This window comes from Pseudarthrobacter sp. lyk4-40-TYG-27 (assembly GCF_030209295.1).
GTDB lineage: Bacteria > Actinomycetota > Actinomycetes > Actinomycetales > Micrococcaceae > Arthrobacter.
In genome coordinates this window covers 1-15,520 of sequence record NZ_JARVSH010000022.1, presented here as the reverse complement: position 1 = coordinate 15,520, position 15,520 = coordinate 1, and the positions used below count along the sequence as shown (strand labels likewise).

The following is a 15,520-nucleotide window of genomic DNA, read 5'->3' as shown; positions in this document are numbered from 1 at the left end:
GACATGCAGATCGAATTCTGCGGTGAGTGGTTTCCGGTGACGAGAGAAGCCTTCTTCACGATAGGGAGGGACGCAGACCTGGTCGTGGACGACAACCCGTTTCTCCACCGCCGCCTGCTCCAGGTGTCGTGGTTTGACGGTTTTTGGGTGCTTTCAAACGTCGGTTCACGCCTCCCTGTGACCGTGACCGACGGCGCCGGCCGTTTGCAGTCCTGGCTCGCCCCGGGCGGGCGGCTCCCGCTGGTCTTCGCCCGCACGACCGTCGTCTTCACTGCCGGTCCCACCACCTATGAACTGGCGCTGCACGCAACCGAACCGGCGTTCGCCTACACAGACGTCTCGTCCCACGAGGGAGCGACAACCATCGGATCGGTGACCCTGACTGAATCACAGCGGGCGCTGATCGTGGCGCTGGCCGAACAGATGCTCCGCTTCGACGGCAGCGGCCGGGGCGAAATCCCAACGAACGCCAAAGCGGCCGAGCGGCTGGGCTGGGCGCTCACCCGCTTCAACCGCAAACTCGACAACGTCTGCGACAAGTTCGACCGCATCGGAGTTCAAGGCATGCGCGGCGGGCAGAGCTCCTACGCAACAAACCGGCGTATCCGACTCGTCGAATACGCCATCACCTCACGGCTCGTCACCCGGGCCGATCTTGCACTCTTGGAAAAGGGGGTTCTATGAGACTCAAAGTCTCCCTGCGCCGCAGCAGCGGAATATCCGATGTCGTCATCACGGCCGACGCAACCGCCACCATCGGCGACGTCGCTGCGAAGCTCGCCGCCGCCGACCCCGCAGGGAACCGGGCAGCGGCACCGGACACGCGATATTCGCTCCGCATCGCCGAACCCGGAAACGCCAACGCGACACGCGAACTCAATCCTGACGCCCTCATCGGAGAGGCAGGGCTGCGGTCCGGGGCCACCATCGAGCTTGCCGCCCTGACCAGCCAGTTCCAGACACCAGGTGCCGACCGCGGCCCAGCAGCGGCCGTGCTGCGGATACTTTCCGGGCCCGACAGCGGGCAGGAACACACGCTGCCGTATGGTGCCAGTGTCGTGGGCCGTGACCGCGATGTCGACGTCCGCCTCTCGGACGGTCTGGTCTCCAAACGCCACGCCCGGATCAACGTCGGCGAAGCAATTGAAATCATCGACCTGAACTCCTCCAACGGGGTGATCATCGGCGGCGAACCCGTCGCCCGCGCCACGTTGACCTCTGCCGACGTCCTCATGCTGGGCGACACCTCGCTGAGCGTCGTTGCCCTGCAGAATTCACCCACCGCTCCCGGCGGCGGGGCAATAGTGGACTTCATCCGCTCCCCCCGCATCGTCGCCCGCTATCGCGGCGAAGAATTCTCCGCCCCGACGCCCCCGCGTTCCGCGCCGAGGCAACGGTTCCCCTACCTCGCTATAGTCGCGCCCCTGATCGTTGGTACCGTTCTCTTCCTCTTCACCGGGCAGCTGCTCGGCGTCGTCATGATGGCCATGAGTCCGCTGCTGCTCATCGGAAGCTACGTCGATAACACAATGGCTGCCCGCCACACCGCAAAAACGGAACGCGCCCGCTTCGACGGGGCCATGCTGCAGCTGCAGGAACGCATGGAGCAGGCCCGTGACACCGAACGACGCATCCGCACCGCCGAGCTTCCCGGCACCGGAGAGCTTATCGAGGCCGCCCGGCAGCTTGGACCGCTCCTGTGGAGCGAACGTCCCGAGCACCCCACCTTCCTCGCCGTGCATCTCGGTCTCGGGCGAGCGGAGTCACGGAATGTGCTCGCGTTGCCCCACAGTAACGACACAAAACCGGAGTATTGGGAACAGCTCCTGCAGCTAAAGACCGAGTTCTCCACCGTTGACCGGGTGCCGATCGTCGCCCAGCTCCGAAGCTCGGGGGCGCTCGGCTTCGCGGGCCGCGCCACCGAGCGGGAAACGGTAGCCTGCGGTGCGGTCTTCCAGTTACTGGCCCGCCACTCCCCCGCGGAAGCTGTCGTGGCCAGCATGATGTCCCCGGCCTCCCGCACGTCATGGGAGTGGCTCAAATGGATGCCGCACGCGACCTCCGCGCACAGCCCCGTCGACGGACCCCTGCTGGCCGACAATCCCGCGGCGGCGGCCGCGCTGCTCGCACAGCTCGAAGGACTCGTCGAAACGCGCCGGGAATCCCTCTCCGGCGCGGCCACTCCCGACCGGGGACCGCTCGATCCGGACCAGGCCGAACAGGTGCCCGCCCCGACGCTCCCGGCCGTGGTCCTGGTTGTCGACCATGACGCCCCCGTCGATCGTGGCCGCCTGACCCGCCTGGCCGAACTCGGCGCGGACGCCAGCGTCCACGTGATCTGGTGCGCGCCGAGCGTTGACCGCCTGCCAGCCGTATGCCGCATGTACGTCGCCCTTGACGGAACCGATTCCGGTGCCATCGTCGGCCAGGTCCGCCTGGGCGAGCGGACGATGCCCGTTGCGGCCGAACATATCGAGCCGGCGCGGCTGGAACACGTCGCCCGGGGGCTTGCCCCGGTCGTGGACATCGGCTCTCCGGAGGACGACGACTCCGACCTGCCCAGGCAGGTCTCGTATCCGGCCCTTGCCGGGCTGGAACTGCTCGAACGTCCCGACCGGATCATCGAACGGTGGCAGGAGAACGCATCGCTCACCGTCCGGGACGGCTCTCCTGCCCGACGCCGGAAGGACGGCCATCTACGCGCCCTGGTCGGGCACGCAGGGTCGGTGCCCTTTTACCTTGACCTTCGCCGCGACGGCCCCCACGCGCTCGTCGGCGGGACGACAGGTTCCGGGAAATCGGAATTCCTCCAGTCGTGGGTCCTCGGGATGGCCGCGGCGAACAGCCCCGACCGGCTCACTTTCCTGTTCGTGGACTACAAGGGCGGTGCAGCCTTCGCCGACTGCGTGAAGCTGCCCCACGTCGTGGGTCTCGTCACCGACCTCTCACCACACCTGGTCCGCCGCGCGCTGACCTCCCTGCGGGCAGAACTGCGGTACCGGGAGCGGCTGCTGGAACGCAAGAAGAAAAAGGATCTCGCGTCACTGGAGCGCGCCGGTGATCCGGAGTGCCCGCCGAGCCTGGTCATCGTCGTGGATGAGTTCGCTGCCCTCGTCCAGGAAGTGCCCGAATTCGTCGAGGGAGTGGTGGACGTGGCGCAGCGCGGGCGCTCACTCGGGCTTCACCTGATCCTTGCGACCCAACGCCCCGCCGGCGTGATCAAGGACAACCTCAGAGCCAACACCAACCTGCGCATCGCCCTGAGAATGGCGGACACCGAAGACTCCATGGACATTCTGGACAGCCCCCTGGCAGCGCATTTCGACCCCGCAATTCCCGGGCGCGGCGCGGCCAAGACCGGTCCCGGGCGCCTTCGGACCTTCCAGACGGGATACCTTGGCGGCCACACAACCTCCATCGCGCCCCCACCCCAAATCGACGTCGAAGAGCTAACCTTCGGCGCTCCCACCGTGTGGGAATCGCCGGAAGTGGAGGGTGCCCCGGAGGATCCGGAGGACGCTCCCACCGACATCGGACGCCTCGTGGGCACGATCTCGACGGCCGCTAAGACGGCCGGTGTGCCGCAACCCCGGCGCCCGTGGCTTGACACCCTTGCCCCCACCTACAACTTAAGCCGGTTACCGAATCCCCGCACCGACGAACGTGTTCCCATCGGAGTTCTGGACGAGCCTGATATCCAGTCCCAGCGTCCTGTCTTCTACGAACCCGACAGGGAAGGAAACATGGCGATTTTCGGAACCGGCGGTTCCGGGAAGAGCACGGCGTTGCGCACCATCGCTGCGGCTGCGGCCATCACGACGCGCGGCGGAGCGGCCCACGTCTACTGCCTCGACTTTGGGGCAGGCGGCCTGAGGATGCTCGAGCCCCTTCCCCACGTTGCGGCGGTAGTTTCCGGCGACGACGAGGAGCGGGTCATCCGGGTCCTTCGCCGGCTGCGCGACATCGTCGATGACCGTGCCCTCCGGTACGCGGCAGTGGGCGCGGGCACGATCGGCGAATACCGGCAGCTGGCCAACGCACCCGACGAACCCAGGATCTACCTGCTCATCGATGGCGTCGGCGTGTTCCGCGAGCAGTACGAGTTCGGCAGCGCCCAGAACGCCGCGTGGTTTGCCGCGTTCAACCAGATCGCCGCTGATGGACGCCAGCTCGGCGTCCATATCGTGATGACGGCCGACCGGCCCGCCGCCGTGCCGACGTCAATCGCGGCGACGGTGCAGCGCCGGATCGTCCTTCGGCTCGCGGCAGAGGACGAATACACGCTCCTGGGCGTCGCTAAAGACGTGCTCAGCCCGGCCTCGCCGCCCGGGCGCGGGATCCTTGACGGCAACGAACTGCAGTTCGCCGTCATCGGCGGCCACGCCAACCTCGCACTCCAGGCCCGGGAGGTGCAGCATCTGGCGGCGAGCATCGGCAGGGGCGGCAGCCGGCGCCCGGAGCCGGTCGGCAAGCTCCCTGACCAGGTAGAATTGTCGGCGTTGCCGGCGGTATTCGAACAGCGGGCCGTCATCGGGGTCGATGATGTTGCTCTTGGCCCCGCAGCCATCGAGCTTAGGGGACCGTTCATGGTGTCCGGGCCGCCAGGCAGCGGGCGGACCACAGCGCTTGCCACCCTCGCCGCCGCGGTTCGCCGTAGCGGGACGGGCACGTCCAGCGTCCTGCTGAGCCCCCGTACCTCGGCGCTCTCTCGACGGGGCGGGTGGGCAGCCTCGGCGGAGGGCCCCGCCGACGTCGCGGCCCTGTGTTCGCGGCTCATCAGCCAGCTGGAAGAAGCCCCCGGTGGAGCGCGGATCGCGCTCTTCATCGAAAGCGTCACTGAATTCCATGGAACTGTGGCGGAGGCCGACCTCAGCCGTCTGCTCAAACTGGCCATCACCAGCGGTCAATTTGTCGTGGGCGAGGCCGAAGTGTCCACTTGGTCCCAGGCGTACTCGATCACCCCGCACTTCAAATCCGGCCGCCGGGGCCTGCTGCTGGTCCCCGGCGATTTGGACGGCGATCTGCTCGGGGCGCCGCTTGGCCGGATCCGGCGCAGCGATTTCCCGCCCGGACGTGGATTCCTCATCGCCAAGGGCCGTGCTTCGCGGCTCCAGGTGGCCGAGACGGGAGCAGCGGAGGAATGGTGAATCATCCCCATCGACCCGCGGCCACGCCGCGGATAGTTTTGCTGCATCGCACCGGCAGCAAGCGAATCGGAACCGATAACCGGTTTCGCACACCAAAGAGAATGGAGAACGCATATGGCCATGTGGGGACTTGATGTCCAGCAAGTTCGACAGCTGAGCTCGCAGCTCAACCAGAAGGCCGAGGAGATTCAATCGATCCTCGCCAGCCTGACGTCGTCCCTTGAAGGTACGCAATGGCAGGGACCGGACGCGACCGCATTCAGGAACGAATGGGCCGGTGCACATTCGAGCTCCCTGCGGCAGGTTGTCCAGGCACTGCACGATGCCTCCCAGAAAGCATCCATGAACGCCACGCAGCAGGAGAACGCGGCACAATCATGACCACCGTGAGGGGCGGTCCCACCGCCCCTCACACACAATCTTGGAGGTTGGAATGACGATGTACGGCGCAGACGTCGCAGCTTTACGCTCACTCGCCGCGCAACTGGATCGCGCAGCCGACCAGCTGGAGGAACACAGGACCTTTTTGGGCAACGCCGTCCAGCACAGCACCTGGCTCGGCCCAGACGCTGACCGGTTCCGTGGGCAATGGGAAGGCGAGCACAACGCGCGGGTGGCAACTTCTGCCCGTCTCCTTCGCGACACAGCCGCGACGGTGCGCCGGAACGCCGACGATCAGGAACGCGTCAGTGCGGTGGACGGCGGCGCTCAAGTCCACGCGTCGGGAAGCGCAGGCAGCCGCGGCGGCGTGCCAGCGTTCAACAGCGCCATGGTCGGTGGAGCCCTCGACAGCCTTAAGGAGGCAATCGACGTCGTTCGTGACGGCGCTCTCCCAGGGGGCGTCAAGCCATGGGACCTCCTCAAGACGGCGGCTGACGGGGCCACGTTCCTTGGAACCGACCTGCCCGTAGTGGGACACCTTGATGAAGCAATGGATGTGTACTCCCTTGCCGACAAGATCCGGCATGGCACGTTCAGCGTTTTTGATGGCGCAGATGCCGCTTCCATGGGCCTGCGGCATCTCGGCGGTGTGGGTGAGCTGGGTGCCGCGGCGGTTGACGCGGCCTCGTACGCGGGCCAGCAAGCCTTACAGGCCGACTTTTCCGCCGGCGGCAGGGCAACGGTCGGCAACTACATCATGGACCACCCCCTCGATGCCCTGGGGGCAGCGGGCCAGGCGGTCCTCACGGTCGGCCAGGACTTCGTCATTCCAGAACTGCAGAAGTCCGATTTCAAGCTTCTTGCGTTCGGGTCCAACGCCGTCTCGTTCGACGTCCAGGAAGCCATGAAGTCAGACTTCACCGCAGAGGGCCGAACCTTGGTGAGCGACTATGTGGTGCAGCATCCGGTCGAGACCCTGCAAACCATCGGCGAGTCTGTGCTGACCGTCGGCAAGAACGCCCTGACGTGGTGGAACTAAAAATCCGAACAATCTCTGCCGGAGGAGACAACGTGAGCAAACAAGTACTACTCAGCGACGACGAGGTCGTCGCTGCCGCCGTCCGCATGGGAAAGGACTGGAAGACGTCCCTGCCCACCGTCAGTGCCCAGGATCCGGACGACCTGTTGCGGGCAGTTGCCAGAGGAACCCGCAGTTTGTATATGCGCGGAATGCTCACGGGTCCCGGGAACACGGATTTGGCCCCGGAAATATCCGCTCTGCTCTCCCCAGCCGCGGGAACATTGCCTGAACATCTCGGCTACGCCGCCACGTCAGCAGAACCCCACGTCGCTGCCGGGCTGCGGTTCGCGATCTTTGAATCCACTAACGGCAACAAGGTCCTGATCATCACGCTGGCCAACGGCATCAACGAGATAAGCGAAGTACCGCGAGGACGAGCACGGGAGTTCGTGGCTGCCTTTGCCGGAGCACCGCTGCGAGAGGGCGCAGATGAGAACGCCGCAGTGCTCCTGGCACCCATCGGTGCCGATGCTGCCACGTTCGCCGTTGTCACCGCCCGGGGGACCAGGACAGGGACCCTCAGCATCGCCTCGCCGGACTTTACCTCTGGCCAACCCACCGACACCCTGCCAACCACCCTCATCCCCCAAGCCTGAAAAGGAGGGAAAGCCCATGGGCAAGCCGCACAAATACGCGTGGAACGGTGTAGACATCGAGACGTCCCTGTCGATCGAGCAGGTGGCCAACATGGCTCAGCGTGCCGCGCAGGAAAGCACCGGTGATCTGCTCAAAGGCAAACAGCGCGTCGTCACCACACGCTCCGGTGACCGGCAGATCGAATTCAGGATCAACGACTACCTGATTTCCTTCAGCAAACTCATGGTCTTTTTCCTGGACTTCGAGGAACGGCCCGGTGCCACCTTCGCCTCCACCCGCATCGAATGGTACCTGACCAACCAGCAGACCGTGGGCGGGTTCATCCCGGTATCAACAAAGCGGATGGTCGCACACCACACCTATCTCCAGTTCGCGCGTAACCTGGGCAACCAAGTACAGGCTGCCGATCCCTCCGCCCGGGTCCGCCTTCGCGAAGGAACCGAAGGGACAGACTCCGGAACCCCTGCGGCCGGAAACGAAACGTCTCCTTCGCCCAGCCCCACACAAGCCGCGGTCCCGCCACCACCGCCTCCACCACCGGCCGCCGAAAACCACCGGGCACCGGAGCCGCCCCGACCTCCGGCGTATTCCCCGTCGATCCAGGCAGCAGTCGCATTGCCCTCCATGCCGCCCGAAACGGTGCCTCCCGCGCCCGCCGCGCTGCTGGGTATGGTGACCGGGGTGCCGGGCTATACCCGCTCCCCTGAACCGCCCGCCACCGGCAGCCCCGCTCCTTCGGGAACGGCCAGGCAGGGGCCAATTGGCCCACAAGTGCACCCCGACGACGAGGACGTCGAAGCTACAAGACGGGCCGGAATCGGGAGTTCTGTGCCTTGGGCCATGGAACTGCCTGACGGGCGCACCATCGAGATCCGAGAAACTACCGTTGTCGGGCGGAATCCCTCACCTCCCGCAGATGCGCCCGGGGCGGTAGCGGTGAGCCTTGCTGACCACACCAAGTCGGTATCCAAAACCCACGCCATGGTCCAAGCCCGCGACGGGCTGGTGTGGATCACGGATCTGCACTCCACCAACGGCACCGTGCTGACAAACCCGGCCGGGGAATCCCTCGCGACCCACGCGGGGAACCCAACCCCCGCCGGGGAAGGATGGCAGATTGCCTTCGGGGATTTCTCGGTAAAGCTCAGGGGGAGCTAACGATGTACTGGAGTATCTACGACATCCTGATGCTGATATCCGGGCTCATCACCTTGATCATCGTCTTCGCCCCGGTCCAGGCCATTACATCTCGTACCCGCCTCGCAGCCGGTGGCATCGGCGGCACACTGGTGGTCGCCTCCCTGGTGCTGGCAAGCATCCCGTTCTTCCGGTATCCCGCCATAGTCATCGCCGCTCCCCTGATAGCACTGCTAAGCGTCGTCGCCGTAATTGGCAAAGCATTCCGTGGCCACAGTTCCCTCCAAACAGGGCAACAAGGCCACAGCGTCCAACCGCAGCCGGTCGAACGTGCCGACGCCGCGCTCAAAAATCCCGACCACGAATCAAGCCAGGACATCCCCTGCAGCCTGCCACCAAGGGACCTAATGGAACTTGCAGCCATCGACCAAACCCGATGGCTGGAAGTAGCCCGGCACCCATCGGCCTACCCCGCCTTGCTTGACTGGCTCGATCAGTACGGCAGCGCCGAGGTAAGAATCGCTGTGGCGGAACGGCGACAACGGGAAACTCACTGGCCTGCATGAAGGAATTCATTGTCGGTCGTCAGCTGCAGGAGTAGTCGCAGTCGAAGCCGCCGGAGACATACCGGGTTACGGTAACTCACTCCCCACGGCCTTACAGAATCACAATTATCGGCTCTTCGGTGAGGCTGGGGGAGCGCCTGCAAAAGGGGCGGGTTCTTACGCCGGCAGCCGGAGCCGCCACGAGCTACCAGCAAACCTACGAGGCCGAGAATGCCACCGTCGTGAACGCCAAGCGTTACACATCGACATCAGCGTCCAACGGCGCCTATGTTGGTGGCACCGGTGATGCCAGGAGTGACAGTTTTGTCGACTTCATCGTGAACGTCCCCACCACGGCCAAGTACTCACTTCGGGTTTGATATGCCAATGGCGGACCAGTACCTCGGCCGAGGGCAATGGCAGCGCATGGTCAACAATTTCCTACCCACAACGGGCCGGCTGGGGTGTATTTGCAACCTCAGCAGCGAGCACCATCAACCTCAACGCCGGCTACAACGTGATCCGGCTCGCGAAGGGCCTACCCGGATATGCCGGGGGCTCAGGCTATGCAGAAATTGAGTCCGTCATAATTAACTAACCTCGTTTTGAGGCACCCGTTAGTAAGCCGGCATGAACTGCCTGGGCGAAGCCCCCGGCATCGAGGCGTATCACGTCAACCGAGGCGGAAGAGGTAGAAAAGTACTAAGCCGCTCAATAGAACAAGAATGAAGTAAAAGGGCTGGAACCTATAACTGGTTCCAGACCTCTTTCTCAACTTTGAACACCCCAGCAGGGCGCCGACGGAGAACGGCAAATCGTGGTCCACTTTGATGGCTGTCGATTCCGGTACGACGACGTGGGGGTGAAGGTTCCCAGGCCGAGGAAGGGCGAGAGTTCGTCTCCATTCGCGTCGGTGAAAGGGGTCCTCCCATCGGGCAGCATGTTGTCCAGTGCCTAACTGTTTAGTTACTCGGTGTGGAAACAGGACTTGGGCCAATGGCTCGATGGTAAAGATATTCATTTGCATGCTTTAAGACCGCAGGTGCTGCAGCCGCCATCCGGTCCACGTGGTCTCCCAAGTCAACGGCCAGGACGCGTGCCAGTTGGAAGTTGCCGGCTGCGATAGCGGCCAGGAGGACACCGCAACTTCCTTCAATTTCGAGTGCTCCGGCTATGGAGGAGGAAGTTTTCAGGCTTAGGACGGCATTTACGGCGGGCTCTGGATCTTCAGCGGTTAGGGCTGCCAGGATTCTGAACATCCTCACGTGAAGCAGGTTCATGTAGTCGGTGAGGAAATTGATCGCCAAGTCAGGGCCGCCAGTGTCTACGCTGATGTCCCACGCATTCTGCAGATCCAGGACCGGGAGCTCGTGCCCGGGGGGTGAGTCTGAAGAAACCACTTCTCGTGGCTCAGGCAGATGGGTCGGTGCAGAGGCGACTGGGTCTTGTCTGAAGGGGTACGTTTCGGTGGTGGCGATCAAGGGATCCTCAAAAAGTGATGAGCGCCGCCCGGCAATACCTAAATTGCGGAGTGGTCAGGCGCTCTGCATGACCTGACCTTGGTAGTCTGCCCGAGAACTATCAAGATCGTGCGTGGACTTCATCAAAATTTCCTCAGGTTGGTCGGCGCGACCCTACCGTCTTTGGGGGTTCTTGGTGGTTTAGTTTCTGCGGAGGATCAGGACCGTCACATCATCCGTGGAGGCGCCCGGGGATAGTGCCAAACGGTTCAAGTCCGTAGCTACGTCGGTGCTGGCGGGTAGTAGCTGCAGTGCTGTTGCGAGTTCTTTCAGGTCTTCATTGAGTAATTCGAGGACCCCATCACTGGGGATGATGAGGGAATCGCCGTGGTTCAGAGTGAGGCTGTGGGTGTGCCATTGCATGCCGGGCATGATTCCCAGCGGGGCGTTCAGGGTGGACAGCCTCGTGATGGCGCTGCCGGCTGTTACATGGTGGGCGAGCCCATGACCGGCGTCGGCATAGCGAACGATTCCTGTGGCGGGGTCCAGTTCGGCGTGGAATGCTGTAACGAACGACTCGGTCCGTGCCAGGTTGGACAGAAGTTCTTCGGATACTGCTGTGAGTGCCTCGGATGGTTCTCTGTCAGCCGTTGCACGCAGGCCTGCCCGGACTGTTGCGGTGAGGATTGCCGGTCCGGTTCCTTTGCCCATGACATCTGCCAGTGTGAACCGAAGCCGTCCGTTGTGGAGGTGCCAGTCGTGGAAGTCTCCTGAAAGGTCACCGGCCGGGCGGGAGCAGGCGCTGATGCTGTACCCGGGCAGGGATGGAGAATTTCCCGGCAGGTGGGCCTGTTGAATTTTGGCCCCGTTCTTGAGGTCGGTGCGGACGTTGATTTCCCGTTGGGCAATGGCGGCCAGGTCCTGGAGTACCTGTTTTTGTTCCTCGCTGAATGTTCTGGGTACGTCGTCGATGATGCACAAGGTGCCGATGTTGTGCCCTCCGGGGCCTTGGAGTGGTTCTCCGGCGTAGAAGCGGATGTTGGGCTGTCCAAGGACCAAGGGGTTGTTGCTGAACCTGTCATCTTGTTGGGCGTCTTCGATGACAAGGGTGTTGGGTGTGAGGATTGTGTGGCTGCAAAACGACTCTGCCCTCGGGGTGTTGACGTTCAGGTCCCCGACGACCGATTTGAGGAATTGCCTGTCCTGGGCGATGAGAGCCACGGAGGCGGCGCTGACGCCGAAGAGCTTCTGCGCGAGCCGGGTGATCCGGTCAAATCCCTCTTCAGCCGGTGAGTCCAGCAACCCGGTCTCAGCGAGTGATTTCAATCTTTTCGGCTCATCAGGGGCAAGGTGACCGCTTAGGTCCTGAGACCGGGCAGGGGACGGGATGCTCACAGTGTTTACCTTCGCTCTCTCGTACGCCGGTTGGGCGGGAATCGGACGGGGTTACAGCACCACCTGGGTATCTGGGACCGCCTCATGGACCTGACCTGATGCTGGATGCTTCCATGGTGACTTTTGGCGTGACGTACAGCGGACCACTCATTGTGGCCCTGATCTTGTTCCTTGCCCAGCCCGCCGGTTTCATCGCCCTGCTGGCCGTTGCCGGGACCACAAGACTGCCGGTGGTCCTAATTCGCCCTCTCCTGCGCCGACCTTCCGTTACAAGGCCGCCTTCACCTGACACTTCGCCAAGGTCAAGGACCTCGTGAGTTTAGGCTTTGGTGTTCTTCCGGGCTGTGGCCCGGGTAAGGGCGAGTATCCCGACGAGAATAAGGACCGACGTAACGAGGGCGTAAGGGAGCCACGGGGTGAAGTCCGGGGACGGCTCAAGTGTAGTAGGGAGCAGTGGGACGGTGGGGAAGGTGATGGTGTTGTCCTGGGAGGCTATCGTGGTTCCACTGGTGGCATCAAGGTGCGCGGTCCAGGGCCCGTCAGGCAGCCCAGCGGATAAAACAAATTCAATTGTTCCGTTTTGCCCGGGACGGATGGTGAGGGCCTTTACGGTATCGTATGGCCCTCCGCTAAGGCCCCCGGGGCCCGCGGTGAGCGTGAGCCGGCCAGCGATGTCCAGAGCCCGCCTTCCCGTGTTGCTGACCTGGGCTGTCACGGTGGGCCGACCGTCTTGACTTCTGGCTGCGGTGAGCGAGTCAACGTGCATAGCGGAGGGCGGTTCGCCGCCGGCGCCGACGGACAGGTAGACGCGGATCCCGACACGGTTGACGACGGTAACGGTTCCGGGCGATGTCGACCGCACTTCGGCCCACACCACGCCGTAATGTTCGCCTGCGGCCGCGTCAGACGGGACAGTGATGGTGACCGTAACGGCGCGTGCTTGATTGCTGGCCAGCTCCAGCGACGTCTCCTCCACTGATGTCCAGTGGGTCAGGTCGTTGCCATCGCGTCCGGCCGCAGGGGTGAAGACACCGTCGTTGATCGACGCAGCCGCTTCGTACACGGCGACGGCTGCCGGAGCCGGGGTCGTGTTGGAAATTTCGATTCTGCGCCGGATCGTGGTTCCCGGAGCGAGGTGGTCCACGATGTAGGTCCGGGCGCGAGGATCATCTGTCCGCGCGGTGGGTACGTCGAGCAACCGGACTCCGAGCATTCCTTCCGGTGCCGTGTCGGAGTCGGCGTGAGCAGGTGTTGATGCGAAGAATCCGGGCAGCAGCAGCAATACCAGCAAGAATGCGCGGCCGATGTTTCCTGTCACGCTAGGAGACGGAGTGAGTGATGACACCCTGGTATCGGCCTTGAATTGCTTGCGCAGGGATGGTCACGACAACGGTGGGATTCCACGTAGCGGAGTTGTTCCCCGTGGTTGCCGATGCTGAGAACGCGGTAATCCCGGTTGCGCCCAACGGTGCAGGCAGAGCGTTAGCGAGTTGGCCGGGAACAAAGGCCGCGATGCCCGTCGTGGCTGTTGCGACGCCCGAGGCGTAGGTCGCCGAGGTGATGGGGTCCGCGGCGGTGACAGTCGTGTTAGTGAATCCCGTGGAAGACGCCTGCGCGGTCCACGACGCTCCAAGTTGTGCACGGTTGTCTGTGACGGTGACAGCACCCAACTGGGCGCTGAGGGTGCCGGCTGCTGCCCCGGATCCCAGATCCTTCGACACCGGCACGGAGATACCCAACGCGCCGCCACTGACGGTGAATGTGGTCGTGGTGTCAGCGGCCTCCGAGGGGCCAGCCGGACCCACCACAACAGAGGTCAGGGCGAGCATGGCTCCCGCGGACAGCACAGATAAGGATTTTGCAGTGTTCATGGTTCCCCCAGGGACAAATGGTTTAGGTGTGCCATCGGCCCTGTAATTGGGGCTGAGCAATATATTTGCACAGAAACCCCATTTCCCAAGTCATACGACACATTTCTAAGCCACGCGGTGACGTCATTACGACACGTGCTGAGGCGGATGGAGTGTGTTTTCGAGAACACAAGATATTCAAACGCGTCAGGCAGGTATCTAGCAGGAGGTGATTGGAAGCGTGCGGGGCACGGCGTTGGAACCGCCTCCTTTTCAAAACGAGTCGTGGGTTTCCATCACGAGAACCGGCAACAATCATGCTCGCCGGCGACTTTTCAAAGTTGGCTGTTGGTTGGTGCCGGCGAGGCGGGCAGCCCTTTCTGGAGTGAAGGACTTAGAGGTCCCCGGCACTGCGAGGTGTCTCACCACATGCTTCCAGCAGGGGGACCTCGGTATGCAGGGCTTCTTGTGGAAGGGTTAGTTAGTTCAAATGCGTATGAACGAATGTTGAACGTCCCAAATGATGAGCAACATGCTCCGGCGGGACTAATACGGTAGAAGTAGAGCTATGCTCGCAGCCCCCGAACTCCGCCGCGCCGTGGTCATCGAGGATGACCCGGATATACGCGGCTTGCTGGTCCGTGTCTTGGTAAGGCAGGGATTCGAGGTCACCGAAGCCGCGGCCGGTCTGCCGGGCGTGGAGGAGGTCCGCCGCCATAGGCCGGACTTGGTGACCCTTGACTTGAACCTCCCGGACTTGGACGGAATGGAGGTGTGCAAGCTCCTCCGGGAATTCTCCGACGCGTTTATTGTGATGCTCACAGCCCGGGCGGGCGAACTGGACAAGCTCACCGGATTGGATAATGGAGCCGACGAATACCTCGTCAAGCCGTTCAGCCCCCGTGAACTGCAGTCCCGCATCAATGCCCTCTTCCGCCGTCGGCCCTCCATCACTCAGGATCCGGTTGCGCAGGACTCTGCAGCCCGCAGTGAGCTGAAGCGTGCCACGGAGGTGCAGCAAAGCCTCCTTCCCAAGGAGGACATCCGGGTGGACGGCTACGACGTGGCCGGCCTCTTCCGCCCGTCCCGCAGCGTAGGCGGCGACTTCTACGACTGGTACCAGACGCCCGACGGGCTCCACCTGACATTCGCCGACGCCATGGGGAAAGGCATGGGCGCGGCGCTGATCGCGGCAACGGTCCGCGCCGTGATGCGCTCCACCGGACTCCGCCAGGACCTCGATGCCGGGTTCGCGTCCGCCAGCAAGGCCATCGCCGCGGACCTCGATTCCTCCAATTCCTTCGTGACGCTGTTCCACGCCCGGCTGGACGCGGCGTCCGGCAAGGTCAGCTATGTCGACGCCGGACATGGCCTGGCGCTGCACGTCCGGCCCGTGGGCCCGGCGGACCGCCTTCCGTCCGGAGGACCGCCCGTGGGCGCCTGGCCCGGGACGCAGTGGCCACAGGCCGGCCTGGAACTGGCTCCGGGCGATTCCCTGGTGGTGGTCAGCGACGGCGTCCTGGACGTGTTCGGATCCGTGGAGGACTTCACGGACGCGGTGCAGCACGCAACCCAGGCGGCCGGCTCGGCACATGAAGCCAGCACGTCCATCATGGCCCTGGCTCCTGCCGAAACCGCCGACGACGACGTCACGGTGGTCGTGGTGCGCCGCCTGCCCCTGGAGCAGGCGGCATGACCCGCTTCTGGACCCGGCTGGTGGTGGTACTCACCGTCCTCACCGGCCTGAACTACATTGCGTGGCGCTGGGCGGCTTCCCTCAACTGGGACGCCTGGTGGATCGCCCTCCCGCTGGTGGTCGCGGAAACCTACAGCCTCATCGACGTCATGCTCTTCGGTATGACCGTGTGGAAACTGAAGATCCGCAAGGGCGCCCCGCCGCCGCCCCATGACGCCACCGTTGACGTCT

At 63.7% G+C, this 15,520-nt stretch carries 13 protein-coding genes and 1 pseudogene; 10 read left to right on the top strand and 4 right to left on the bottom strand.

Annotated features, from left to right (window positions below; all coding sequences use genetic code 11):
* Positions 1 to 3 precede the first annotated feature (3 nt).
* The 8 genes from QRM96_RS20780 (at position 4) to QRM96_RS20745 (ending at position 9,268) form a co-directional block, all read left to right on the top strand.
* On the top strand, positions 4 to 684 hold the full coding sequence (locus QRM96_RS20780) for a hypothetical protein (protein WP_285320842.1): 681 nt from the start codon (positions 4 to 6) through the stop codon (positions 682 to 684).
* Positions 681 to 5,147, top strand: coding sequence for a type VII secretion EssC family protein (locus QRM96_RS20775; RefSeq protein WP_285320841.1), 4,467 nt, complete (start codon positions 681 to 683; stop codon positions 5,145 to 5,147). The genes QRM96_RS20780 and QRM96_RS20775 overlap by 4 nt, the downstream gene beginning before the upstream one ends.
* Before the next feature lie 114 nt (positions 5,148 to 5,261).
* Entirely contained in the window at positions 5,262 to 5,528 is a 267-nt protein-coding gene (locus tag QRM96_RS20770) for a WXG100 family type VII secretion target (RefSeq protein WP_285320840.1), read from the top strand.
* A gap of 52 nt (positions 5,529 to 5,580) precedes the next feature.
* Positions 5,581 to 6,567 carry a WXG100 family type VII secretion target gene (locus QRM96_RS20765; RefSeq protein WP_285320839.1) on the top strand — a complete coding sequence of 329 codons (987 nt, stop codon included), beginning with the start codon at positions 5,581 to 5,583 and terminating at the stop codon, positions 6,565 to 6,567.
* A 32-nt stretch (positions 6,568 to 6,599) separates the two neighbouring features.
* Entirely contained in the window at positions 6,600 to 7,205 is a 606-nt protein-coding gene (locus QRM96_RS20760) for a hypothetical protein (RefSeq protein ID WP_285320838.1), read from the top strand.
* A gap of 16 nt (positions 7,206 to 7,221) precedes the next feature.
* Positions 7,222 to 8,364, top strand: coding sequence for an FHA domain-containing protein (locus tag QRM96_RS20755; protein WP_285320837.1), 1,143 nt, complete (start codon positions 7,222 to 7,224; stop codon positions 8,362 to 8,364).
* A 2-nt stretch (positions 8,365 to 8,366) separates the two neighbouring features.
* Positions 8,367 to 8,909 carry a variant leucine-rich repeat-containing protein gene (locus QRM96_RS20750; protein WP_285320836.1) on the top strand — a complete coding sequence of 181 codons (543 nt, stop codon included), beginning with the start codon at positions 8,367 to 8,369 and terminating at the stop codon, positions 8,907 to 8,909.
* A 119-nt stretch (positions 8,910 to 9,028) separates the two neighbouring features.
* Positions 9,029 to 9,268 carry a carbohydrate-binding protein gene (locus QRM96_RS20745; RefSeq protein WP_285320835.1) on the top strand — a complete coding sequence of 80 codons (240 nt, stop codon included), beginning with the start codon at positions 9,029 to 9,031 and terminating at the stop codon, positions 9,266 to 9,268.
* A gap of 582 nt (positions 9,269 to 9,850) precedes the next feature.
* Here the strand turns inward: QRM96_RS20745 and QRM96_RS20740 are convergent.
* The 4 genes from QRM96_RS20740 to QRM96_RS20725 form a co-directional block, all read right to left on the bottom strand.
* Positions 9,851 to 10,369: an Hpt domain-containing protein gene (locus tag QRM96_RS20740; RefSeq protein ID WP_285320834.1), complete on the bottom strand. Its 519-nt coding sequence runs from the start codon at positions 10,367 to 10,369 to the stop codon at positions 9,851 to 9,853.
* Positions 10,370 to 10,549: 180 nt separating this feature from the next.
* Complete coding sequence (locus tag QRM96_RS20735; RefSeq protein ID WP_285320833.1) at positions 10,550 to 11,674, bottom strand: GAF domain-containing SpoIIE family protein phosphatase; 1,125 nt, start codon at positions 11,672 to 11,674, stop codon at positions 10,550 to 10,552.
* Positions 11,675 to 12,062: 388 nt separating this feature from the next.
* Entirely contained in the window at positions 12,063 to 13,061 is a 999-nt protein-coding gene (locus tag QRM96_RS20730; RefSeq protein ID WP_285320832.1) for a hypothetical protein, read from the bottom strand.
* A gap of 1 nt (position 13,062) precedes the next feature.
* Positions 13,063 to 13,614, bottom strand: a complete 552-nt coding sequence (locus QRM96_RS20725; protein ID WP_285320831.1) for a hypothetical protein — start codon at positions 13,612 to 13,614, stop codon at positions 13,063 to 13,065.
* Positions 13,615 to 14,161: 547 nt separating this feature from the next.
* Here QRM96_RS20725 and QRM96_RS20720 point away from each other — a divergent pair.
* Positions 14,162 to 15,289, top strand: coding sequence for a PP2C family protein-serine/threonine phosphatase (locus QRM96_RS20720; protein ID WP_285320830.1), 1,128 nt, complete (start codon positions 14,162 to 14,164; stop codon positions 15,287 to 15,289).
* Positions 15,286 to 15,520 (top strand): annotated as a pseudogene (locus tag QRM96_RS20715) (cellulose synthase); the annotation flags it as partial. The gene QRM96_RS20720 and the pseudogene QRM96_RS20715, both read left to right, overlap by 4 nt.